The organism is Bacillus songklensis, from assembly GCF_042649685.1.
GTDB lineage: Bacteria > Bacillota > Bacilli > Bacillales > Bacillaceae_H > Bacillus_BA > Bacillus_BA songklensis.
The window spans coordinates 1-23872 of record NZ_JBHRZT010000030.1; the positions used below are offsets into that span (position 1 = coordinate 1).

Sequence of the window (23872 nt, forward strand, 5' to 3'; positions counted from 1 at the left end):
GTCTTCCTTCCTATGGTTGAGTAGAGTCTATCATAGGGTGCAAGGAAGGCGGCTTTTTTATTCACAATCTTTGTATAAAAATGAGTTTTGCGACACGCTGGAAATTAATAAAGGTTTTAAAATATAAAAAACCACCTAATTTTTAACAAAAAATAGGTGGTTTTGTGTTTTTTAATATACTTAGGAGTTTTGATTAAATTCCATAAGTCTATTTTTTATTGTCTATTAAAAGCTGGGGTTCTTTTACTATATTTTTTAAATAAAGGTTATCCAATTCAATTCCACAAGCCTTAGCGTGGATTATCGGATCGTATTTCATTTTGTTTTTCAGAACCGTGTATATAAGAGCTGCTATTTTACCGCAAAGATGTCCGATTGCTTTTTTCTTGTTCATTCCTTCGTTAACCTTGCGGTCATAATAAGCTTTAGAGACGGTAGGGTGTTTTTGACCATTTGCTAAGACGATTAAAGCTATTTGATAAAGAACTCTTCTAGCATCTCGTACACCACCATACGTTTGCCTTGTTCCAGTTACAGATGTGCCTGATTGCTTATTTTCCGCAGATACTCCAAGATATTTTTTGAACTCTTTATATGTACTAAATCGTTCAATGTCTCCAATAACCCCAATTAACGTACAACCGATATTTTCACTTATGAAAGGAAGCGACATAAGAATTTCAGTATATGGATGCGGCTCCATTCCCTTTTCAGGATTCCCCCATAGAAGTGTATGAATCTCTTGATCGATCAGTTTTAAGCTTTCTTCAAGCCGTAAGGCTTCTTCTATAATCCATTTTTGCCTTTCTACAAGGTGTTCAGCGGGAACCGCAATAGTATTAGGCATAACTTTAGCCAGAGTATTTGCTGCTTTTTTGGCTATTCCCTTTGCACCAGCTTTTATTAAAGTCGCATATATCTCTTCAGCCGTAGCTTCCTTCATATCAAGTCCAGTAGGATACTTTAAGACTAGTTTCATCACAGAGGGACTCGATAAACTTTTAAACGCCTTATTTAAATCGGGGTGAGTTACTTTTAAAAGTTGTTGCACCTGATTTTTTCTACGTGTTAGTTGAACATTTAAATACCAACGGTCACGCATCACTGTTCGAAATAAGGATTGAAGTACGGATTGTGGTCAATAAGCGAAACACCTTGCATATGGGGATGTAATTGCTTATGTCACCCCATATATGACATTATTTTAGAATCCATCGAATCCGTCTTTTCAGAGATACCTAGATTATTTTTACGAAATTCACCAACAGCCTTGTTCTCAACTTGAAACAAATCATAACCTTCGTTTAATAATACTTGCTGAATTAAGTAAGAATAGTGTCCACCTGTGGGTTCTAATAGAATTAAAAAGTCTTTTTTGGTAAGAGAAAATCGTTTTTCAATCTTTCCTAGGGCTTCCAAAAATTCGGCTATTCCTGCACTATCAGAGTTGAACTTCATTGTCTTCGTTCGTTTCCAGGCAACGTCTTTTGGATCTAAGAACGCATCAAATGGAATACAGGATGCAACGTGAAAACTCGCTCCAATATCAATACCAACATAAAACTGATAAAACTTACGCTTTACTTGATGGTCGTTATGTGTGTCAATCCCATAACTAAATGGAGTAATGGTATCGTTCATCATTTCTCCTCCTTGATGCAGTATGACATATCTGACTATCCAAGTTTCTGTTAGAGCTTTAAGCCCAGTGTAGTATGTCAGGATTATATCGCCAGATATTAAATCTCAAATTTAACACAAGAGTCTAGTTTCCTAGCTCCAACCAAACGGTAGAGTTTCAACTGCTTAATATGATATTGTTTTTTGGTTTTGCTCAATATAGTCTATAAACCAAATGAAAAATACGACAAGAAATCAAAAATTCCTCCTAAAAACACAAAAAATCCTGCAAAAAATGACAGGATTTCTATGGTCAATTTAATTAAAGTGCAGTGCCATTGAAAATGTGGAGTGCCTCACATCAATATAAGAGGTCTAGACATTCTAGCCCCATTTCTAGTTAAGGAATAGAACCACCCTAAAGGTCACTGCACAATTATATTTTACAGCACTTTTAGCAATAAAAAAACAATGTCCTCAAACTAACGGTAGAGTTCCACTTATATAGTGATCCCACGTTTAAGTCAAAGGTACATTGATATTTTTATTATAATCAATTGTGCAAATATTGCATATATTTTTCTTGCAATGGATTTAAAGCACTTGGACTTACACAAGTATGTAGTGAATTAAATTAGGGTATAAATCCGTTAAAGTATTACAGAAACTATCGGGGAGTTGAAGAAGAATTTACAACCAAAGTAAACGACCTTGTTCCTCCTTATTAGAGTGACAAGGTCTCTTACAATATTCTTTCATTTTTAGACTTTTTCTTAATCTTATTTGTTATGCATGACCACGATTATTACCCATTCTTCTCATAATAAAGCTTACAATCAAAGCTAAAAGAACTGCACCAATAATGGCTGGGATAAGATCAAAGCCACCAACCTCAGGTCCCCATTCTCCAAAGATAGCTGTTCCTAACCATGCTCCAATGAAACCAGCAATAATATTTCCAATAATACCTCCTGGAATATCACGACCTGTTAGCAGGCTTGCTGCCCAACCAATAATGCCGCCAATAATTAAACTCCATATAAATGACATAAATTAGAACCTCCTTTTAGATTAACATCATTCTATTTGTTTTTACCCTAAGAGGAAGCAAACTATTCATAGATTATTATAAGAGATAATGGAAAAAAGGCATGTACATTTTCATTTGTACATGCCTTTTTTATATGGTTATGGTGTTATTTCTGCTTCTTGCAAGGCAGCAGAGTCAATTTTAGCGGGAAAAACTTCAATTCGTTTAATATGATGCTCTTCTATTTCCAGCACCTTAAACTCATAGCCGCCAAAGACCAGAGATTCACCCTTTTCAAGATCGAAGTTCTGGGTGAGCATCCAGCCGCCAATCGTATCCATGTCTTCCTCTTCAATGTTGGTTCCTAATAAATCATTGACTTCGTCAATTAAGACTTTGGAGTCAATGATATAGTGGTTTTCCTTTATCTTTTGAACTTCAGGCACTTCATCGGCGTCGAATTCATCACGGATTTCACCCACGATTTCTTCCAAGATATCTTCAACGGTCACAAGACCCGCTGTTCCGCCGTACTCATCCATTAAAATGGCCATATGGATGCGTTCTTTCTGGATTTTAAGCAATAAGTCATGGATGGGAATGGATTCAATCACTTGAATGATTGGTTTTGTGTAGGACTCCACAGTTTTTTGTTTCATATCCGTTCCTTGGACATAGTCTGTTAAGACTTCCTTTATATTGATCAATCCAATGACTTGATCTTTGTCTCCTTCTAATAGAACAGGGTAACGGGTATACTTTTCGACCCTTGCCATATTTAAAAAGTCTTCGACCGTATCATCTTTCGATACACTTACAATTTCCGGACGAGGCACCATAATCTCTTTGGCAAGTCGGTCATCAAATTCAAAAATGTTATTCACATATTTGAATTCGGACTGATTAATTTCACCACTCTGGTAACTCTCGGACAGAATAATACGCAGTTCTTCTTCACTGTGAGCCATGTCATGTTCAGAAGCAGGTTGTAAGCCAAATAATTTTGTTACGGTACGAGCAGAGCCGTTAAGTGCCCAAATGAATGGGTACATGACACGATAAAATAGAATAATAGGACGAGCAAACAGCAAAGTGATTTGCTCAGACTTCTGAATAGCCACGGTCTTTGGAGCCAATTCACCCACTACGACATGGATGAATGTCACAACTGAGAATGCGATAATAAATGCAAGAATATGAGAAAGTGATTCTCCTACATGAAATTTTTCAAACACAGGTTCTAATAAATGAGCAACGGTAGGTTCTCCTATCCACCCCAGTCCTAATGCAGTAACCGTAATTCCTAATTGACAGGCTGACAGGTATTCATCTAAGTTGGTCACTACTTTTTTCGCAGCTACAGCCTTTTTATTTCCCTCTGCAATCAATTGATCAAGACGTGTACTTCGTACCCTGATAACAGCAAATTCTGTTGCAACGAAAAAGGCTGTTAGGACAATTAAAATAGCAAATATGATTAAATTTAAAATTTCCAATGAATGTCCTTATTCCGTCAAGACGGATAAGGGAACACCTCCTACTAAATGAAAAATGGGGAACATCTTTTTTACTCTTCTTCTTGCCCCTGGAAGAAAATCATCACATATTTAATGAGCTCTAATACAGAAATGAGGGCAGCGGCTACATAAGTTAACGCAGCTGCATTTAACACTTTCTTAACACCATTCTCTTCTTCGTTATACATAATTCCCTCAGCCAGCATTAATTTTTTAGCCCTTGAGCTGGCATTAAACTCAACAGGTAATGTAATCACTTGGAAGGCTACAGCTGCGGAGAAGAAGATGATTCCAATCCCAATTAGAGAAAGACTATGGAATAAAAATCCTCCTAATAACAAAAATGGAGCAACCCCGGATGTTAAGTTCACTAACGGAAACATACGATGACGAAGTACCAATGCTCCGTAGGACTGCTGATGTTGAATCGCATGACCGACTTCGTGAGCCGCAACAGAAATTGAAGCGATAGAAGCCCCGTAATATACCGATTCCGACAAGCGTACAACACGGCTCAGCGGATCGTAATGGTCTGATAAAGTACCTGGAACTACTTCAACAGGTACGTGATGCAATCCCTTACTGTCGAGAATGCGTCTGGCCACCTCAGCACCTGTTAATCCAGTACGTGTTGGGACCTCTACCCACTTATTGAAATTTCCTTTTACTTTGAACTGTGCCCAAATGGATAATCCAAAAGCGATAAGAATTAAAAAATCCATTGGATGAAAAAACATGAATGGTTCCTCCTTTTTAACCTAACAGCATCAGTAATGAATGAATTAAGGTCACACTCTCAGGAGAAAGGCGTTTGAGGATCAACCTTTTTTCGTGGTCCTCAAGCTTCTCAATCAGAGGCAATAAATCCTCGACGTTTTCTTTTAAATATTTAATTTGATCTGCCACATCATTTGCTTGGTGGACAATATCAGGCTGTTTCTCTTGTTTTTTTCTTGCAAGTGCTTCTTTGATCTCCTGCAAGGATAACTGTTGTTGTTTACAGGTTTCTATAAATCTCAAATCTTCTAATGCTTCCTGAGAGTAGCAACGATAATTAGAAGCATTACGTTCTGCTTTGAGTAGTCCTAAATTTGTATAATAATCGATGGTACGCTTTGTTACATGTGCTACTTCTGCAAGTTCGCCAATGCGATACATTTCAGCCCCATTGAACCACCTCCTTTAAACAAAGTATAACGTGATGGTTTGAAGAAAAATAAAACCTATCTAGTATACATATACGGTAGGCCATAAAAAAGGCTTCAAAAAATCTACATTCCTATAAATATTACGATAAATTATACCGGAAATTTGATTTTGGAATATGAATTAAAGTGACAAATTGATGAACTTTTATGATTACACAAGAAGTTGATAGAAAGATTATTTATGATGTAATCATACATTATTGAATGTTAGATAATAATGCCATATCTGGAGTGGAGGAAGTATTTTGTTTAAGTCAAAGCTTCAATTTTGGACATTCGAACTTTTAATGATTGCCTTATTCATTTATGTATGTACAAAAATTTCGTTTGTCTTTGAACCGGTCGCCGTGTTTATTTCAACCTTATTTTTTCCGATTTTCGTTTCAGGTTTTCTTTATTTTTTATTCCAACCGATTGTCTCGTTCTTAGTGAATCGAAAAGTGCCCAAGGGCTTGGCTATTCTGACGTTATACGTAGTATTTATCGGATTAATTGCTGCCATTATCGGAGTGGTGGGTCCGGCGTTGTCAAGGCAGATCACTGATTTGGTTCATAATATCCCTTCCTATGTAGAAGAAGCTAGACAGTTTATTGACCGTTTATCTCACTCTAGAGGTTTTACATGGATTGTGGAACAAGAGTATGTATCCTTGGATCAACTAGAGGATTCGATTTTAAACTATGCTTCAACTCTGCCTACTAATCTAAAAAATAGTATTTCCTCTGTGTTTAGTGTTGTCACTAATATTACACTGATCATTGTAACGGTTCCGTTTGTGTTGTTTTATATGTTAAAAGATGGACAGAAGCTACCGAAAAGGATTTTACCGTTTGTTCCGTCTTCCTATCGGAAAGAAGCTCTAAGAATGATGAAGGAAACAGCTAATACGTTAGCGACTTATATTCAAGGACAAGTATTGGTTTGTTTATTTGTCGGTATCACTACATTTATCGGATATCTCATTATTGACCTTCCTTACGCCTTGATTTTGGCTATTATAGGGGCCATCACGAATATTATTCCGTATGTAGGACCCTTTATTGGGGCAGCTCCAGCGTTAATCGTAGGTTTGCTCTACTCTCCTACTAAGCCCTTGTTCGTGCTTCTAGTCATCGTGATTGTTCAACAACTGGATGGGAATGTCATCTCGCCACTTGTTATCGGGAAAAAATTAAACACGCATCCATTAACGATTATTATTTTGTTGCTCGTAGCAGGGAATATCGCGGGAATATTAGGTATGATTCTGGCTATCCCAACTTATGCTGTAACCAAAACGATTGTATTTAATATTGTTAGAGTTGTGAGAGTAAGACGAAGTTAAAATAAAATGGCTTTAACCCATTACCCAATCAAGTAAAGCTCTCTGAATGAAGTTTATACACTTTATTCATGGAGTACTTTATTTCCAAATAGGAAGAGATATTTTGAAGTACCATAATTAGAGTTAATGAAGGTAAAAGCCTTTTTTACGTTACCCTTTCAGTTTGCATGTAATGGGCGGCGTACATCTCTTGCATACAGACATCATAAAATTTAAAATGGGGGAGTTGGAATGACAATATAAACAAATTTGAGATATCCAGTTATTAGTTCCTGATTGGATGATGAAAAGAATGAATGAACGGAAGGGAGACCAGAGAATGTTCAAGAAATTCTTAGCGAAATTAGGTAAGGGAGCAGCCACAGTAGATTTACAGTTTGAAAATCGCCCTTATCAAATTGATGAAGTTATACATGGAGAGGTTGTCTTAAAGGGAGGAGAAGTGGATCAACAGATCAACCAGCTTGCCGTTAAGTTTATGATGACTGTCACCATACAGAATAGCCAGTCTATTTCACGTAAAGTTGACATGATTCCTTTAACCGGATCGTTTGTTATTTCAAAAAAGGAAGAAAAACGCATTCCATTTCATTATCGTATTCCACCAATCCTTCCTTTGTCTAGAGGACCTGTTTCTTATTATTTTGATACGCATCTTGATATTGAGGGAGGCGTAGACCGTACAGATGTGGATTATGTCACCATTGGAGCGTCAAAAGAGGTCCAATCCATTTTTAATGCTCTTTCCCGTTTAGGTTTCCGAGAAAAAGCTACTTCAGGAAAGCTTGATACATATGGCCAAGAGTTTGAGTTCTTTTCCACACAACTACTTGCGAACCAAATCAATGAATTAGAAATCCGTTTTGCTTATGTAGAAACAGGAATCCAAGTTTGGATGGAAGTGGATTGTCGGTCTGGCTACGGAGAAATCGAAGCGAAACGAGAGTTTATTTTAACAAAAGAACTACTAGAGAATGAAGATAAGTTGGTGGCCCGTCTCGAAGAGTATATTGTAGAAACAGTCCAGCAACCGGAATTGTATAGACAGCCTTTTTCCTATCATGCTTATGAGCCTCATCATCAAGGCGGTATAGCAGGCGGTATTGGAAGTATGGTTGGAGGATTAGCGATGGGTGTTTTAGGTGGTATGGTATTAAATGAAATGATGGATAGCTTTGGTGTAGATGAGATGGTGGAAGATGCAGCGGAGTCCATAGGTTTGGATGAAGAGGATTTTGATTTGGCAGGTATGGATTTTGGTGATTTTTCGGATGATGAGGACTAAGAATATAGATGATTCATCTACTTAAAAAATAAAGGAGAAAATCCCTTTATTTTTTAACGCTCTGAAAAAGCCTGGATTTTATACTAAAATCCAGGCTTTTTCCTATTTATTTATATGTTAACTGAAAATGTTGAAAGCATATAGAACGTCATAGAATTTATAATAATGCCAGATAGCGGACTTGCTCTGTATCTATGATTGATATTATTTGGGAGAAAAGAACAAATGTCAATCCTGGATTCATACATCTTATTTGATTGTCTGCAAAGGAAAAAATAAATTTATGTGGCTACCTATTTAGTAGCCCTTTGGAAGTAAAAGAGCCATGGCTATATAAATTAACCCCATTGGAAAGAACCCTGTAGTAATCAATAAAACAATAAAAATAATTCTCAGCAAGGTAGAATTGATACCGAGAGACTGAGCAAGCCCTCCCAATACACCCGCAACTTTTCGATCGGAACGAGACTTTAATAATTTTTTCATATGCGAAACCTCTCTTTCGGCAGGAATATTATGCACAAAATAGTTGTCTATATTCCTTTTTTAATGTTCCCCTAGTATTACTACGTATAAACGTTATCTAAGGATTCATCCAAAGTTGTGGTTTTAAGGTACCGACTTAGAATTCAAATTCATTCTATCGTTAGCCAAAAAGGTTCTTCTTAATCTTTTGGAAAAATGAACGAGTCAATCCTTTGTTTAAAGTAAAGATCAATTCGCTTTTTCACCGAATATAGGGAATTGCTTAATAAGATAATCACCTTTTTTCTTATGCCATCGGATAATTTAGTTGGAAAAGAAATGCATAACAAAATAGTGAAGCGGAGGGCTCAATTACATAGCTCGCTCAGAAGCTCTAAAAGCTGATGGTTTAAATAATGCCTAGAGAATAGGATGAAAGACTTCAACCTGGTGTCTTTCGTCATAAGAAGGGAAAGGAAAACGGAGTTTGGTGGAGTTTATCACGAAAAAAAATATAAAGAAAATTTCTTTAGGAGTCTTTATCATCTACCTCGGCATATTAATTTATGTTACGTTAATTCATAAAAATGATTATGTTTACGGCAATGCAGCAAATTTTGACTTATTTAGTACGATTCTTTTGATGTGGAATAGTGGCAGTCCCTATTTAATACTGATGAATGTATTTGGAAACATCGCTTTATTTGCCCCAATGGGTTTCTTTATCTCGATTTTGGCCAGAAAGTTAGATGGATTTATTCCAATGTTTATAACAGGGTTTTTAGCTAGTTCTATTATCGAGATCTTACAATATAAAGTTACAAATCGGGTGTTCGATGTAGATGACATTTTTCTCAATTCTGTTGGGGCATTAATGGGATGGATGGCTATGAGGCTGACTCGGTTTATTTTCAAGAGAATTTTGGGAGCAAAAGGGGCAGGGGCATGAATGGATTAAGAAAGGGGATACATCTTTTGGAATGACTAGGTTAGTCCATACAGCCTTGCTTGGTTTTCTTAAAATCGGCAATAGAAAAGGCATGTACAGATTAAAGGTACATGCCTTTTCTTCACTGAATCAGGATGGCAGTTCCGCTTCTTCTAAGGGAGAAGGAGATACCGCTGTTCGGAAGGCTTCTATTCGTTTAATGTGATGCTCTTTTATATCAAGAACCCTGAATTCATATCCATCCAATGACAGGGATTCGCCTTTCTTGAGATCAAATTTCCGAGTAAGCATCCAACCACCGAGCGTATTCACATCTTCTTCTTCAATCTTGGTTCCCAATAAATCATTGACTTCGTCAATTAAAACTTTGGAGTCAAAGATATAATGGTTCTCCTTTATTTTTTGAATTTCAGGTATTTCATCGACGTCGAACTCATCCCGAATTTCACCCACGATTTCCTCCAAGATATCCTCTACTGTCACAAGACCGGCTGTTCCCCCGTATTCATCCATTAAAATGGCCATGTGGATACGATTTTTCTGCATGCGGATTAACAAATCATAAATGGGAATCGACTCGATGACCTCAATAATGGGTTTGACATAAGATCCAACCGTTCTTTTACGGGTTTCTTTTTCATGTACAAAATCCGTTAGGATTTCTTTAATATTAACCAAACCAATGACCTGGTCTTTATCGCCTTCTACAACAACCGGATAACGGGTATGTTTCTCCACCCCTGCGATATTTAAAAAGTCCTCGATGGTGTCGTCCTTCGAAACACAGACGATTTCTGTTCGGGGGACCATAATTTCCCTGGCGGTACGGTCATCGAATTCAAAGATATTATTCACATATTTGAATTCGGATTGATTGATTTTTCCGCTTTCGTAACTCTCTGATAAAATAATGCGAAGCTCTTCTTCACTGTGGGCCACTTCATGTTCAGGGGCAGGCTCTAGCCCGAACAAACCGGCTACACCGCGTGCGGAATGGTTTAAAGCCCATATAAAAGGATACAGTATCTTATAAAATAAAATGATAGGACGAGAAAATAATAACGCCACTTTCTCCGCCTTCTGAATAGCGACGGTCTTGGGAGCCAGTTCTCCCACCACGACATGGATAAATGTTACGACTGAGAACGCAATAATAAACGAAAGAATAGAAGAAAGTGATTCCGCTATATCAAGCTTTTCAAATAAAGGTTCTAATAAATGGGCAACGGTATGTTCTCCTATCCATCCTAGACCTAACGCGGTGACGGTAATCCCTAATTGACAAGCCGATAGATATCCGTCTAAGTTGGAAATTACTTTTTTCGCAGCCCGTGCATTTTTATTCCCCTCTGCAATCAATTGGTCAATACGTGTGCTTCTTACCCTTATGATGGCAAATTCCGTAGAAACGAAAAAAGCTGTGAATGCGATTAAAATGGCGAATATGAGTAAATTTAAAATTTCCAATGAATGCCCTTATTCCGTCCAAACGAATAAGGGAACACCTCCTGCTGAGTGAAGAATATGAATGATTCATAATTTGTCTTTTTACTCTTCTTTACTGTTTCCCTAAAAGAAAATTATCATGTATTTAGCTCATTCAAGAACCGAAGTTAAGTCTGCGACCACATAGGTTAACGATGCTCCTAATACTTTATTTACTCCTTCCTTTCACATTTCTTGTGAAGAGGAGATGGTTATATTTAAATTAAATTCAAATAAAGAATCTGACCAAAAAAATACTGAAGCCTGGATTTTTTTAACTTAATTCATATTCAGTTCACAATGCTGTTGTATAGTTGCCTCAAAAGGGGGAGATTAAACTGTTTTCATTTTACTACCAACGATATAAGATGGGGTTTTGGTTTCTTTTGTTTTTACTTTTTGCATTGAGTGCCATATCAAAATATTTTCATTCACCTTATTTGTGGGAGAAAATATTTAACGTAGTCTCATGCTTGGTATGTTTAGGGATATTTCTTCGTTTAAAGTTTCGCAAACAAACGGAAGATTCATCTAATAAAATCTAATGCTTTAATATATTGATTGCCATTGCTTCCAGTATCAATTTTGGAATGGGTTATACCAAATAAGCGTATAGAAGATATTGTAAATCGGAAAACAAACATCAATAAACGTATTCCTAACAATTTTGGCAACATAACGCGAAACACTATTCTAGTTTAGAATTCGGTTTCAGAACTATCCAATATAACAGTCGCCAATCTTTCGTTTCAGGTGGGTTTGTTGGAGTATGTGAATAATTATACTTAAGCTAAACCAGCTAATAGTTTGTCAACATTTTTCAATAAAAAACTTAAAATATACATGCTATACTAAAAATGGGCATGCTAAATAACCTTCCTTCAACCTATGATTGGAAGGTTTTGTATTATTTGGTTAAGCTTGTTGATTAGGCTAGATCTTGGAAAGTCGTTTTGTTTTTTAATTGTGCATAAATCCATTGTAAGAGTTTATTTGCACATGCTATTACAGCTACTTTATAGGGCTTTCCTTCTTCACGTTTCTTATCATAGAACTCACGTAATCTCTTGTTACGAGGGATGATTTCATCAGTCGTTTTCTTTTTGCGGCAATCACGAATGGCACAACGAACAGCCATATACAGGGCATGCCGTAATCTACTCGAGCCTCTTTTGGTTATCCGGTTTACTGTCCCCTTGAATCTACCCGATTCAAAGATACTGGGATCAATTCCGGCAAATGCCACGAGTTTTTTGGGGTGATTAAACCGATCAATCTCTCCGATTTCAGAAATAATCGTTGCAGCGATTTTTTCACCGATACCAGGGATGGATTGGATAATCTTATATTCTTCCATTTCTTTTGCCAAAGCATCTATCTCGTCTTCAAACTTGGATAGGTGCTGTTGGTATTCTAGAAGCATTTTGATATACATTTCTAGGCTTAAGATGTGACTCTGATACAGGTTTTTCTGAAAGGGATTCCGAGTGGCGGCAGCTAAAAGTTTCTATGCCTGTGTGTTTGCCCGCTTTCTTGAACGACTTGTACATAATTCATCAATTTTATTGGCTAACGTTTCTTCACCAGCTACCAACACGTCTTCAGATGTGGGATATTCTAATAAGGTAAGTAAAGAAACTACGGAATATAAGTCCCCCAAAACCCCTCGATACTCAGGGAATACCTGATCAAGCACTGCTTGAAATTGAAGTTTCGTTTGTACATATATGCCTCTAAATCCTCTTTATAGTACAGCTCGCAGAGGTGGTGTGCATCGATTACATCTGTCTTTATTTTACGTAAACTGGAGCTCTTTGCTCGATAAGAGATGAGTGGGTTAACGATAACTAGTAAGTAATTTCTGTCCTCAAAATATTGTACAACAGGAGTATGATAATGCCCCGTAGATTCTAAAACGATCGGAGGTCGTATCCCTGTTACGTTTTCTATTTCTCTAAGAAATTGGTATAGGCTATCCAGTCCCTCAAGGGTATGTGCCACTTTAAAACTTCTTTTATATGGTTTCTTCTTATCCAAGAAAGCCTGAACCTGACTTTCACCTTTTGCTACATCCAGACCAACCACTGGATTCATTTTTTATCTCCTCCCAAAATAAAATTACCGGTACCCCTAAATCCTTCTTGTAGTATCATAGCTTCGCTTGTTATACGAGATCATAGTCCCAACCAGCCTCAATCATGTTTCTACAAGTAGGGGGCGAACTGTTTAGTTGACAGGATCTAGTCCCACGGGGGCGGACGTTCTACCCCGGCTACCGTTAAGGATAAATCCTAAATAAAAATGGTCAACCAGAAAAATCTGGTCAACCTTATAATACGAACGGGGGCGTTAGTGAAAGATCACAGTTTTCATTGCATGCATAAAATCCATTTTTCTGAACAAGCTATCTTTGTGCAGAGGTAACAACTCCTTAGCTGTGTAACATGTCATCCAGGGAACCATTTCATGAAGAAATGGTTCTTTGTTTTTGTTATGAAATATGCAGGATTTTATGCATTTCTAAGCGTGCTTTAGTGCGTCTAACGCTTGATTTATCAAGGATGTATAAAATCGTGCATAAACGATAAAAACGGATAAACTGAAACCCCTTGGGCGCCAAGTGGTTTGATTTGGTGTGGGTTCCGGTAAGAGTCATTATGTTAACTAACTTTGTATAACATATACATCTGCTATATCCCTTCTTTATGGTAAAATTTGTTATGCGAGAAGGGGGATGGAAAGAAGGTATGGATCAAGATACAAAGGTTATTCAAGAGTTGCGGGAGCTTAATCAAAGGGTAGCTCATCTTGAAAACTTAATTGAGAAAACAAATAAAGAAGAGAAGGTAGGCCCTGTTCGTACCTTTGTAGAGGCTATAACATCTTTGTCATTTGGTCTGTTTGTTGTAGGACCTGTAGTGGTTATCGTAGTTGGGATTCTAATGTTTGTTTGGTCGTGGATTGGTATGAAGATATAAATATCAACTTCCTATATCGGATCTTATGGTAACAAGTATATAGCTTATGTATTAAACGATTGAGGAGGGGACCAATGTGGAAATTCCATCAGAAATTGATTTATTATCTGTATTTGAATGTGAACCGGAGCTGTTAGATAAGCAAAAGGATTCTCCTTTTTATTATAATAAGGCAACCTATCGTTTTAATAATGGGAGGGAGAATTTTAGAGTGGAATTAAGTCCTTCGTTCGAAGAATTTATATTAGAAGTACAGGACTTACATAGCAAAGAGGTTATTACCTACCTTCAATTTATACGAGTGGAATCTTTAGAAATTCTGGAAGATAGAAAAGAAAAATCAAGAATTCTGCTAACGCTAAGAGAAGAAGAGATTATGCAAACAATTCAAGTTGAATTCAAGCCCCGTTTTCAACTTATCATCAAACAACATTTGGATATTTAATTTCCTATAATCCGGAGTTATGTTGATTTAAACATTGAAATGGGTTTTAAACGCCTTATATTCGTGTATAAGGCGTTTTTGCATGTCTATAGAATTTACCTCTGTTTTTGCGTAAAAGCCTCAAATTTCTAGGAATCTGAGGCTTTTTTGATTGCAGAGAGGAGTTATTGTGTTAATTGGAATTGTATAAATTATACATTGTTTTTTTATGATAAAATTCTTAGGAAATGAGGCATTACTTCTACTGATTATCACTTATATGGGGGCCATATATGGAATTTGTATACGAACTACACGGCCATGGTTGGGCAAGTGGCCATATTGAGATTAATGAAAAGAAATGTGAGTTTGCTTGTAGTTATTTAAGTGTTGGTATAGGTGAGTTGATAGAAAGATTAAGACACCTTATAACGGATGATCCAGATATTAATCCTAACCCTATATATTGGGAAGAAGAACCCAATGGAACTTACTGGACATTAAAGAAAATTGATCAGAATCAATTGTTGGTTCGAATTGAATATGAAGATGAGTTTGAGGGTAAGCGAGAATTATTACTTCAAGAAACCGTTTTATTAAAGGATTTTGTGAACATGATATTATCTACAACTACTAAATTGCTACAATATCACGGTATCGTGGGTTATCGTCAGAGCTGGGGACATGAATTTCCATTAGCTGATTATTTACAATTAAAAACTTTCCTTGAGGATAGTAGTCCCATAATTGTTAAACAAATTGCTGTAGAAGGCTATGCAGATCACTACACAACTGTACTTTCAACGGAATTGAAGATACTGGGGAATCTATAGAGATAAATTTCATCCAAGGTTCTAACTTCCTACTTCTTCGGGTGTTATGGTAACAAGGTAAATAAACTATAGATCTGTAGCATGGTAAAACGGGGGTACATATATGTTCGAAACTTATGATTTTAAAGTGGCTTGGTGCCCAATATGCTCTCAAGGTTGGATAGAGATAGTAAAAGACGTTGAAACCAAAGAACTTTTTGTAATGTGTAATGAGTGCGAAAATGAATGGAATCATCCAACAAACATTAAGGCATCAAAAGCAAGAACTGAAGTTAGTGAAAATCCAGTAATTAAACCAATATACGAAGAGATTAAAAGTATTGGCTGGGAAAAATATATAATTAACGAATAGTTACTGATTTGGTTCACTATTTTATCTTTACTTAGAGAAAAAGCGCTGATCTAATTCATCAATCTCGGATTGTATCGAGCGTAGCCTTTGTTTCAACGTATTCGCGTCTGCCTCAATTCCTTCGAGTAGTTCTATTACGAGGTCAATTTTCGTTTCCATCGGTAATCACTCCTTTCCGATAATTATAAATACGGTTTGTTAATTGATTGTAAATTTTTGTTAAATCTATTGTCGAATAGTGTAAATAAACGTTTGTTTAAATAAAAGTTCTGTTAGACAATGTTGTTGATTTTCTTATTAAACTACGAGGCGGGTTACTTTAATAAGGAAACACGCTTTTGGATTTTGTATCAGCATTATTTTTTAGCAGAGCCTTTTTATTTAGCAAAAAGTAACGGTTCCACTCCTCAGTGTTTCTGCTATTATAGAAAAGCAGAATTAAAATGAGGTGTAGTTCATGAACGAGGATAAGTACGCAAACATCGATTTAAATAAAATTTATGACTATAAAGATTTGCCGGATCGCATCGGTGGGCGGTGTGATCATTGTGGCCATGCGTTATTTAAAAGTACGGTAAAGAATTTTGAGTTTATTAGAGAATGTCGTAAGTGTGGCATGAAGAAGAGGATTTGACCCTATCAATGGATAGGGCTTTTTTATTTCATCTCAGCATTTATCACATCATCCATCTTCAACCTATATACTTTATGTAATGAATGTACAATTCGCAATTCCTTGTTCATCATATCCATGTAGTGAACATGACCCTCTAATGTGTGGAAATCTCTGTTGCTAAAATATGTAAATTCCAATGCGCGATTTTCTGCCATTGCTTCACAAATAGTTTCATTAATCAGCTGCCACTCCTGTTCATCCAGCACCGGTTTTTCTTTCTTCAATGATTCCTCTTTTAATTTCTTGAGCCCAGCCCGGTGCTCTGGCAAAAGAAATGCAGTCCATTTCTTTATTCCTCTGTCTCTAATCATTCCAATCACTCCTTTTTCCTTTATTATATACGAATGTTTGTTCGATTTATAATATAAAAAAGAACGTTTATTGAAGTCTTTTTTTATTGTGGTGTTTAATAAGGGTATACCCTAATTGAACATTTTGATAAATAAAAAACCCCTTGGAGCCAAGGGAGTTCATACATAAGCTATTTGAAGTGGCACTATCCTTCATAGTGGAAAAGAATAATCCGGTTCTATTTTTCTGTCCCTTAATATTTTTACCATAACCTTATGGTTCCTAAATGATTTTACTGAAATATATTTTGTGAATTTGAAGCCTCCGATGGATTAGCAGATAACGTATAATTTGATTGATTGGCATCTAGATTTTCTGAATGATCCAAATCTGTATCAATAATTTCCTTAAGAACATTTTTATCTTGCCATTTAGCAACAGCTTGATGACCTAAATTTTGAACATCACGTACAAGGGCACCAAGTTCCCTCATTAGCTTTTGTGTATCGGCAGCCGTGTTTGCTGCATCAACTGCCATCCAAGCTTTCTCTCGGTTAGCTTTAAAGATTGCATACAAAATTCTCGCAAAAAGACCTAAGTTTATGTCAGCAGAAACTCCTACAGCACTATTTCCGTCATTACTTGCCATTATTCTTAAATCTATTTGTGTATATTTCTTCACCATACCAGAGTAAATTAAATAAACTGGCCAACCAATGAATAGGATAGTTGCAAGGATCGATATAAAAGAATCGCTCACAGTCGTTAAAAGATAGGAGATAATTAATCCGATTGGCAATAGAAATAATCCTCCTAAAACCTTGAAGATATTTACTTTTTTACCTATGTAAGAAATAACGCCGGTCACTTTATCGATACTTACATCCCTAATTGTAAAAAATTCATTCACCTTTGTTTCACCAACAAAAATGATTCGATGTGTCGTAACGATTAAATATCCTATTGTGGATGATTTTGGTTTCCCCAATTGTGTATTTGGAGCCAACATAGATAAAAAGTGTTGCGGACCTACAACGGATGCTTTGTATTTCTTAATTACTTGTTCATCTTCAGATAAGCAAACTCCTTGAATTACTCTCAATATACGATCACTCCTTAAATAAATTCCTGTTTGTCTCTTATTAAAGTTATTCAAAAAGGAACATACAAATCATACATAAAATTATATAATAAATTTATAGAATTATTTACCATAAATTTAAATAACAGGAATAAATTACTGGTTAAATTTACTATTTCGAAAGTGAGGTTTTATTAGGAATGAGTTACTTAGATGCAAAAATTCTTGAAGGACAGAGTCTTCTCCAATTAACTCCAGGAACAGTTATGGAAAAAGGAAAATCTGATGTTGGAATTTTGGGAAAGGACGGCACAGGAATTGGAATGCATCCTGGTCTTTTCTCTAAACATATTTTGACATTAGGAGCTATTGGAAGTGGTAAATCAAACACGATGTACCACATCGTAAGGGCGATTAGACAAAAGATGGATCAGAATGATGTAATAGTTTTCTTTGATGCAAAAGGTGACTATCTGGAAGAATTTTATGAAGAAGGAGATTATGTCATATCAAACAGCCTTGTCTCGCCTCGGGGTCTTGTATTCTGGAACATTTATAAGGATATTCTTCATACACCGAAAGAAAAAAGGGAAGAAACCATAAGGGAAATTGCAAGTTCCTTATTTAAGGAAGATATTGAAAATTCCCAGGCTCCTGTTTTTGGGATGGGTGCGAGAGATTTGCTGGCAGCATTACTGACTATTCATGTAAGGGAAATAGAAGATGGAAAAGAGCAATGGGACCACAGTAAACTAGTAGCTTTTTTACAATCGTCAAATGATGTAATCCTTCGCAACCTCTTCCTTGAACATGGCGATCTAAAATGGGTAAGAAACTACATTCAAAAAGATGGTGGCTCTACAACGCAAAGCTTTTTAGTACATCTTTATCAGACTGTATACAAAATATTTAGTGGTGCTTTTGGGAAGTCTGGGGATTTTTCAATCAGAGAAGCAGTTACCAAAAAAGGTGGAAAAGCTATATTCTTGGAGTACGATCTGTCCAGTGGCAATATTTTAGAGCCTGTATATACTGTTTTATTGGATTTAGCAATGAAAGAGGTGTTAGGTCGTTCAAAGACAGATGGAAATGTTTATTTTATTTTGGATGAGTTTCCCCTGATTCCTAAATTAAATTATATGGATAATGCTTTGAATTTTGGACGTTCTCTCGGCGTAAAGGTGATAGCTGGAATCCAAAACATCGGTCAAGTAAAACACCGGTATGGAGATTCTCTTGCTTACAGTATCCTCAGTGGTTTTGGCAGTATATTTGCTTTTCGATTGTTTGATGAGGAAAGTCGCTCTTTTGTATCCCAAAGACATGGGGCAGCCAAAAGGTTTATCAGTTTCGTTTCAACAAATATCCATAAGGGGACCCAAGATCTTCTCGTTGATGGGAAAGTAATAGAAGATTGGGATATTACCAAGTTGAATGTCGGAGAATGTATTGTCTCCTTTCCGCAAGGAGAGCCATTCATGTTTTATCCAGTAATATATGAAAGATAGACTACTATAACTAGATATTTTTTAAAGAGAAAGGAAGGGAACTTTGAATTTTTTACGTCGATTAATAGCTAAGCAAAAAGTCAATGCTGATTACTCCTTTTTTTTAGGATGCGGGAGAATTATGGGAAGAGTCAAAGCAGCTAATGCTGAAACTGAAAAAGATTATGCAGTAGGAAATCTATTTAGTTTAGTTAAATTAAATAGAAAGGAATATCATATTTGGCTGCAATTAGGTGATTCGAAATCAATGGAAGCGTGGTTAGAGAATTGCATAAATAAAAATCTAGTTAGGGATATTGATGAACTTAGAATTTATAGAGAGAGATTTACAAGAGAACATATTCTCATTGATTGTGTTATTAATGATATAGGTGATGATGTTCTAAAGCAGTATACGATTGTAAAAAATGGCGTATTAGCTGGTTTCTCTGATAAATATCAGCAATGGATTGTTAACAGTTGCAGCCCAGAGGGTGCTGGTATCGGCATGTCACAAGAAGAGTATGATATGTGGCGCTCTTCTACTGGAGTTTCCACTATGTTTAGCACAATAAATCACTTTATCAACATTCGAAATTGTGGTATGGAAGAAGCCATCATAACATTTCTCAAATATTTACATAAATTTAATAAAGCGGGACTTTGGAATATTGAATACTGTGGCGATTATGAAGAGATATATGCTACAGAGGAAAAAATAAAATCGACGGTTAATCAAGAATGGTTTAATAAGCATGGGATAAAAGGAGATTCACAGGTTATCGCATTAGGGGAGCAGTTAGGACAGAAAAAAAATGGATTAGAGGTCATTTTAGGTAATCAAAAGATTACTTTAGATTATGAAGAGTTTGTTGTCTGGCTGATGTGTAGGAAAAAGGGTGCTACTATCCTTAAGATAAGTAAGATGTTAGATGTTACACAGGAGGAAGTTAAAGAACATGTTAAAAATTTATTAGCAAAGAAAATGCTGATGTTATGGCCAGAAGAGTGGAATGGTGGGGAAAATCATCTTATTGCTGTAACAGCTATAGGGACTTCAACTGGATTATCTAGTGAAAATAATTATAAAATAAAAGATTTAGTAATAGGTAAACATCAAACTTTACCAGAACCCGTATACTTTGTGTGGATGTATAGCCACGGATTCGTTCCCATAGGAGTTACTGTGAAGGCAGTAGCGAATACTTTTAACGTGTCTAATAGGGAAGCGGAAATGATAGTGTCCCAAAGTATTCCGATTCTATTAGAGTATGGTTTAGCAAATATTCATTTAATCCCTAAACGTGATTATGTTAAGAGGAAACATTAATGAGTTTTTGGGATAGATTTTCTAATATTGATTTCTTTCATCCACATGTGTCATATGCGGGTGCTATAGTTGAATCAATTGGAAAAGTTACGGGGCTTTATGATATAGGAGATTTTAAGTCTTATCAATATTTGGCATATACTGCTCAACAATGCCTAAATGCAGCTAAAAATTACAAAAAAGGTGGGCTTAGTTCCGATGAGCTTAAGGCGTTTGCGTGGAATTCTTTCCAGTATATTGTCGCAAAGCAAACGGACCAGATGTATGATGATATTGCGCAAGGATTAATCGATGAGAAACCATGTGATGGAGACGATATAGGAAGGCATGGTGAAGTGTATTTGTCGGACAATCATGACAACGAAGCGAATGAGAAAGACAAAGAACTATCACCAGAAGCAACTTTACTTGCAGAAACCATGAAAGTTAATGATGGGTTTGGAGAACAAGTACAATATAGATTTGAGAAAGATCCAGATATAGAGAAGATTAAGGAAGAACCTGACAAGAAGAAAAAAGAAGAAGAGGACAAGCAGAAGGAAGGAGCAGATGAATCAGGAGGAGAGGTGCCAACAGAACCAGCAGAAAAAACGCCATCGGAAGGAACTACAGAACCAGGGGAAGAACCAGCAGAAGAGCCGGCAGAAGAGCCAGCAGAAGAACCAGGGGAAGAGCCAGCAGAAGAGCCAGCAGAAGAACCAGGGGAAGAGCCAGGGGAAGAGCCGGCAGAAGAACCAGCAGAAGAGCCGGCAGAAGAGCCGGCAGAAGAGCCGGCAGAAGAGCCGGCAGAAGAACCAGCAGAAGAGCCAGCAGAAGAGCCGGCAGAAGAGCCGGCAGAAGAACCAGCAGAAGAGCCGGCAGAAGAACCAGCAGAAGAGCCAGCAGAAGAGCCGGCAGAGGAACCAGCAGAAGAGCCAGCAGAAGAGCCAGCAGAAGAGCCGGCAGAGGAACCAGCAGAAGAGCCAGCAGAAGAACCAGGGGAAGAGCCAGGGGAAGAACCAGCAGAAGAGCCAGCAGAAGAACCAGGGGAAGAGCCAGGGGAAGAACCAGCAGAAGAGCCGGCAGAAGAACCGGAAGAAGGACCAGAAGAAGAACGGGAAGAAGAACCGGAAGAAGAACGGGAAGAACCGGAAGAAGGACCAGAAGAGGAACGGGAAGAAGAACCGGAAGAAGGACCAGAAGAAAAGCCGGCAGAAAAGCCAGCAGGGGGGAATTCTTCAAAAGATAACGAATCACTTTAACTATTAACTTCATAATAATTAAACAAGCAAAGAGGAAATTCTCTTTGCTTGTTTTAAATGAGTTCAAATCACGAGCACTTTGGCATTATAAATCTTTACTTTCTATTTCTTCTGTTTTTAGAAGGGAGTGTACTTTTAGTTTACCATCTACCTTAGTTAGGTAATAGGAGGTTTGGAATTTTTTGTATTTTTTAGCACCATTTCCATAAAAGATTTTATAATCATCCTGAGTTGTAACCTTGTAGCCTCCTTCTGCTTCCTGTAAATCAATTAAAGACATACTAATAAATTCTTCGGTAATCCCTCTCTTTTCAATTGATTTAAGGTACTCTTTCGCTTCACCTAAAGATGGACCACTTGGGTCATGGTATGCCTCAGCTACAGAAATGTTACGACTATTAATCGCTTGAACTCCAGCGATATAGAAATCATTCATAAACTGAGAAACTTCATCAAACTTTGTATCCGTTGAAGCTGCTACGTACTCGTATTCCTCTTCCTCTTCAAAGGCAAGGTCAATCCCTGATTCATCCGTTACTGGAATCACATCAGTTTTGATAGTCTTGTCATTAACCTTCCTTTCGGCATGAAGTTTAATAGAACCGTCCGTTCTAACTGGTCCAAAACTTTCTATCTCATTTACTTTTAATCCAGTGCTCCTTCCATTTACGAATAAAATAGCATCATCATAATTAGAAGAAATAGAGACGTATTGACCGTCAAGCTGTAAATAAACCGAGAATGAGTTTCCATTACCCTCAGTCAAATTTATATTTTCCTCTTTTGTAATATCCCCATATTCACTTTTAAATGTACCCTTAAAACGATACTCTCCAGGAAATACAAATCCTATGGATACAGGTTCTTCAGCTGCTTTTATCTTTGTGGCTTTCTTATCATTCACAAAGACCTCAGTATTGGGTAAATTAGAAGATACCGTAAGACTGAATGGATAGAACTCAAGATAATATTGATCATAGAACAACCATTTTTTCTTATAATCTTTATTTAACATGACAAGCTGGTTTCCGTGTTTATCTGTAATAGGGAGAGGAACAAATTCTTGAGAATTATCCAGTTCATTTGCTTGCATTTTTAACTGATTATCAATAGTAGTAAAATTGTTTTCTTTTGTGAGATATGAAATGTAGGAGGCAGCTTCCTTTTCGGAGATAGAATAGGTTTTTTGACCCTTATTTATGATGGATGCAAGGTGCTTTGCATCTTTTTCTAGGACGGCTTTTTCAAATTCTTCTACTACTGACATTGGGCTAATAAGTGAAGATATAGTCAAGTGGACCCCAATTATTATGGCTAAGAAGATCAAACTTGTAACTAAGAGGATTTTACCTTTTTTAGATAATGGCTTCCATTTAACATTCTGTAATATTTTCTTATAAGGAAAAGATACTGATTTTTCTTTATTTATTCCTTCGTATTGTTGCCCCTGACTTTCCCCGCAGTGTCCACAAACCTGTTCGCCCTTCCTTAAAGGCATTCCGCAATTTTCACATGATTCCATAGTTACGCTCCTTATAAAATTTATTAGTAGTATATAAAGTTCCCTTATAAATAAAACGGCTTTTAAAAAAACTGGAAATATATGTATCAATATACATAATATAATGAATCTAGAACTCTTTTACAATAGTACGATGTTTTTATTTCATTTTTTTAAGGACGGTGGATCTGTGGAAACTCCTACTTCTTCAAACAAATGGGCGCTTTAGTGGAATAAGATAATTATGGTTCTGGTGCAAAAATTTCAGTTGACTTGAAACTAATCTCTAAATCTTGGACATACTGATACTATCAATCTAGAAAAGGGATGGTATTCAGTTATGGAAAAGCAAAATTTATTTAAATGGAAGCATGATCAGCCTGACATTATTTTATTAACGGTTAGATGGTACCTACGGTACAATCTCAGTTTTCGTGATGTAGTCGAAATGATGGAAGAACGCGGCTTATCCATTGCTCATACAACCATCATGCGTTGGGTTCATCAGTATGGCTCTGAATTAGACAAAAGAATCCGGCGTCATCTCAAGCAAACAAATGACTCGTGGAGAGTGGACGAAACCTATGTAAAGGTAAAAGGTCAATGGATGTACCTATATCGTGCCGTTGATTCAGAAGGAAATACGATTGATTTTTATTTAAGCAAAACAAGAGATCATAAGGCTGCAAAGCATTTTTTCAAGAAAGCTTTGCGGTCTTTTCATGTTTCAAAGCCCCGTGTTATCACAGTAGACAAGTTATCATGAACGAAACTAGCCCCTTGCTCGTAATACC

The 23872-nt window shown here is 36.7% G+C and carries 20 protein-coding genes and 3 pseudogenes; 11 read left to right on the forward strand and 12 right to left on the reverse strand.

The window, feature by feature from the left end:
- Positions 1-208 precede the first annotated feature (208 nt).
- From ACFOU2_RS07785 to ACFOU2_RS07805, 5 genes and pseudogenes are all read right to left on the reverse strand, one after another.
- Positions 209-1641 (reverse strand): annotated as a pseudogene (locus tag ACFOU2_RS07785) (IS110 family transposase).
- 765 nt (positions 1642-2406) lie between these two features.
- A complete protein-coding gene (locus tag ACFOU2_RS07790; protein ID WP_377913910.1) occupies positions 2407-2670 on the reverse strand; it encodes a GlsB/YeaQ/YmgE family stress response membrane protein in 264 nt (87 codons plus the stop codon).
- 138 nt (positions 2671-2808) lie between these two features.
- A complete protein-coding gene (locus ACFOU2_RS07795; RefSeq protein ID WP_377913912.1) occupies positions 2809-4146 on the reverse strand; it encodes a hemolysin family protein in 1338 nt (445 codons plus the stop codon).
- Positions 4147-4217: 71 nt separating this feature from the next.
- A complete protein-coding gene (locus ACFOU2_RS07800) occupies positions 4218-4904 on the reverse strand; it encodes a zinc metallopeptidase (protein ID WP_377913914.1) in 687 nt (228 codons plus the stop codon).
- Positions 4905-4920: 16 nt separating this feature from the next.
- On the reverse strand, positions 4921-5325 hold the full coding sequence (locus ACFOU2_RS07805) for a MerR family transcriptional regulator (RefSeq protein ID WP_377913916.1): 405 nt from the start codon (positions 5323-5325) through the stop codon (positions 4921-4923).
- Between the two features lie 295 nt (positions 5326-5620).
- Between ACFOU2_RS07805 and ACFOU2_RS07810 the strand changes: the two genes are divergently transcribed.
- Both ACFOU2_RS07810 and ACFOU2_RS07815 read left to right on the forward strand, forming a co-directional pair.
- Positions 5621-6700 (forward strand): AI-2E family transporter, encoded by a 1080-nt coding sequence (locus ACFOU2_RS07810; protein WP_377913918.1) that lies wholly within the window; start codon positions 5621-5623, stop codon positions 6698-6700.
- 319 nt (positions 6701-7019) lie between these two features.
- Positions 7020-7985: a sporulation protein gene (locus ACFOU2_RS07815; RefSeq protein WP_377913920.1), complete on the forward strand. Its 966-nt coding sequence runs from the start codon at positions 7020-7022 to the stop codon at positions 7983-7985.
- 297 nt (positions 7986-8282) lie between these two features.
- Here the strand turns inward: ACFOU2_RS07815 and ACFOU2_RS07820 are convergent, their stop codons facing one another.
- On the reverse strand, positions 8283-8471 hold the full coding sequence (locus ACFOU2_RS07820; protein ID WP_377913923.1) for a PspC domain-containing protein: 189 nt from the start codon (positions 8469-8471) through the stop codon (positions 8283-8285).
- A gap of 469 nt (positions 8472-8940) precedes the next feature.
- Here ACFOU2_RS07820 and ACFOU2_RS07825 point away from each other — a divergent pair, with 469 nt between their 5' ends.
- Positions 8941-9399 (forward strand): VanZ family protein, encoded by a 459-nt coding sequence (locus ACFOU2_RS07825; protein ID WP_377913949.1) that lies wholly within the window; start codon positions 8941-8943, stop codon positions 9397-9399.
- 129 nt (positions 9400-9528) lie between these two features.
- Here ACFOU2_RS07825 and ACFOU2_RS07830 read toward each other — a convergent pair whose 3' ends face one another.
- Together ACFOU2_RS07830 and ACFOU2_RS07835 are read right to left on the reverse strand one after the other, a co-directional pair.
- On the reverse strand, positions 9529-10866 hold the full coding sequence (locus tag ACFOU2_RS07830) for a hemolysin family protein (RefSeq protein ID WP_377913925.1): 1338 nt from the start codon (positions 10864-10866) through the stop codon (positions 9529-9531).
- Between the two features lie 946 nt (positions 10867-11812).
- A pseudogene (locus ACFOU2_RS07835) lies at positions 11813-12978 on the reverse strand (IS110 family transposase).
- A gap of 653 nt (positions 12979-13631) precedes the next feature.
- On the opposite strand from ACFOU2_RS07835, the gene ACFOU2_RS07840 reads away from it, so the two are divergent.
- From ACFOU2_RS07840 to ACFOU2_RS07855, 4 genes are all read left to right on the forward strand, one after another.
- Entirely contained in the window at positions 13632-13862 is a 231-nt protein-coding gene (locus ACFOU2_RS07840; RefSeq protein WP_377913927.1) for a hypothetical protein, read from the forward strand.
- Between the two features lie 76 nt (positions 13863-13938).
- Positions 13939-14307 carry a hypothetical protein gene (locus ACFOU2_RS07845; protein WP_377913929.1) on the forward strand — a complete coding sequence of 123 codons (369 nt, stop codon included), beginning with the start codon at positions 13939-13941 and terminating at the stop codon, positions 14305-14307.
- A gap of 272 nt (positions 14308-14579) precedes the next feature.
- Positions 14580-15119 carry a hypothetical protein gene (locus tag ACFOU2_RS07850; RefSeq protein WP_377913931.1) on the forward strand — a complete coding sequence of 180 codons (540 nt, stop codon included), beginning with the start codon at positions 14580-14582 and terminating at the stop codon, positions 15117-15119.
- Between the two features lie 103 nt (positions 15120-15222).
- A complete protein-coding gene (locus tag ACFOU2_RS07855; RefSeq protein ID WP_377913933.1) occupies positions 15223-15471 on the forward strand; it encodes a hypothetical protein in 249 nt (82 codons plus the stop codon).
- A 27-nt stretch (positions 15472-15498) separates the two neighbouring features.
- Here the strand turns inward: ACFOU2_RS07855 and ACFOU2_RS07860 are convergent, their stop codons facing one another.
- The 3 genes from ACFOU2_RS07860 to ACFOU2_RS07870 form a co-directional block, all read right to left on the reverse strand.
- On the reverse strand, positions 15499-15630 hold the full coding sequence (locus ACFOU2_RS07860) for a hypothetical protein (RefSeq protein ID WP_377913935.1): 132 nt from the start codon (positions 15628-15630) through the stop codon (positions 15499-15501).
- 498 nt (positions 15631-16128) lie between these two features.
- Positions 16129-16458, reverse strand: a complete 330-nt coding sequence (locus ACFOU2_RS07865; RefSeq protein WP_377913937.1) for a YolD-like family protein — start codon at positions 16456-16458, stop codon at positions 16129-16131.
- Positions 16459-16730: 272 nt separating this feature from the next.
- On the reverse strand, positions 16731-17540 hold the full coding sequence (locus tag ACFOU2_RS07870; protein WP_377913939.1) for a hypothetical protein: 810 nt from the start codon (positions 17538-17540) through the stop codon (positions 16731-16733).
- A 179-nt stretch (positions 17541-17719) separates the two neighbouring features.
- Here ACFOU2_RS07870 and ACFOU2_RS07875 point away from each other — a divergent pair, with 179 nt between their 5' ends.
- Genes ACFOU2_RS07875 through ACFOU2_RS07885 form a run of 3 tightly spaced genes read left to right on the forward strand, consistent with a single transcriptional unit; the run spans position 17720 to position 21577 of the window.
- Positions 17720-19027 carry a type IV secretory system conjugative DNA transfer family protein gene (locus ACFOU2_RS07875; protein WP_377913941.1) on the forward strand — a complete coding sequence of 436 codons (1308 nt, stop codon included), beginning with the start codon at positions 17720-17722 and terminating at the stop codon, positions 19025-19027.
- A gap of 43 nt (positions 19028-19070) precedes the next feature.
- A complete protein-coding gene (locus ACFOU2_RS07880; protein ID WP_377913943.1) occupies positions 19071-20336 on the forward strand; it encodes a hypothetical protein in 1266 nt (421 codons plus the stop codon).
- On the forward strand, positions 20336-21577 hold the full coding sequence (locus ACFOU2_RS07885) for a hypothetical protein (protein WP_377913945.1): 1242 nt from the start codon (positions 20336-20338) through the stop codon (positions 21575-21577). Before ACFOU2_RS07880 ends, ACFOU2_RS07885 begins: the two co-directional genes overlap by 1 nt.
- Positions 21578-21662: 85 nt before the next feature.
- Here ACFOU2_RS07885 and ACFOU2_RS07890 read toward each other — a convergent pair whose 3' ends face one another.
- Complete coding sequence (locus ACFOU2_RS07890; RefSeq protein WP_377913947.1) at positions 21663-23099, reverse strand: zinc ribbon domain-containing protein; 1437 nt, start codon at positions 23097-23099, stop codon at positions 21663-21665.
- Between the two features lie 319 nt (positions 23100-23418).
- Here ACFOU2_RS07890 and ACFOU2_RS07895 point away from each other — a divergent pair.
- Positions 23419-23835: pseudogene (locus ACFOU2_RS07895) on the forward strand (IS6 family transposase); the annotation flags it as partial.
- Positions 23836-23872 lie beyond the last annotated feature (37 nt).

Excerpts from the sequence above, each read along its gene's own strand:
- ACFOU2_RS07850 (WP_377913931.1), top strand. The coding sequence starts at position 14,580 with ATGGAATTTGTATACGAACTACACGGCCATGGTTGGGCAAGTGGCCAT.
- ACFOU2_RS07865 (WP_377913937.1), bottom strand. The coding sequence starts at position 16,458 with ATGATTAGAGACAGAGGAATAAAGAAATGGACTGCATTTCTTTTGCCA.
- ACFOU2_RS07800 (WP_377913914.1), bottom strand. The coding sequence starts at position 4,904 with ATGTTTTTTCATCCAATGGATTTTTTAATTCTTATCGCTTTTGGATTA.
- ACFOU2_RS07790 (WP_377913910.1), bottom strand. The coding sequence starts at position 2,670 with ATGTCATTTATATGGAGTTTAATTATTGGCGGCATTATTGGTTGGGCA.
- ACFOU2_RS07820 (WP_377913923.1), bottom strand. The coding sequence starts at position 8,471 with ATGAAAAAATTATTAAAGTCTCGTTCCGATCGAAAAGTTGCGGGTGTA.
- ACFOU2_RS07805 (WP_377913916.1), bottom strand. The coding sequence starts at position 5,325 with ATGTATCGCATTGGCGAACTTGCAGAAGTAGCACATGTAACAAAGCGT.
- ACFOU2_RS07885 (WP_377913945.1), top strand. The coding sequence starts at position 20,336 with ATGAGTTTTTGGGATAGATTTTCTAATATTGATTTCTTTCATCCACAT.
- ACFOU2_RS07815 (WP_377913920.1), top strand. The coding sequence starts at position 7,020 with ATGTTCAAGAAATTCTTAGCGAAATTAGGTAAGGGAGCAGCCACAGTA.
- ACFOU2_RS07855 (WP_377913933.1), top strand. The coding sequence starts at position 15,223 with ATGTTCGAAACTTATGATTTTAAAGTGGCTTGGTGCCCAATATGCTCT.
- ACFOU2_RS07860 (WP_377913935.1), bottom strand. The coding sequence starts at position 15,630 with ATGGAAACGAAAATTGACCTCGTAATAGAACTACTCGAAGGAATTGAG.
- ACFOU2_RS07840 (WP_377913927.1), top strand. The coding sequence starts at position 13,632 with ATGGATCAAGATACAAAGGTTATTCAAGAGTTGCGGGAGCTTAATCAA.
- ACFOU2_RS07890 (WP_377913947.1), bottom strand. The coding sequence starts at position 23,099 with ATGGAATCATGTGAAAATTGCGGAATGCCTTTAAGGAAGGGCGAACAG.
- ACFOU2_RS07875 (WP_377913941.1), top strand. The coding sequence starts at position 17,720 with ATGAGTTACTTAGATGCAAAAATTCTTGAAGGACAGAGTCTTCTCCAA.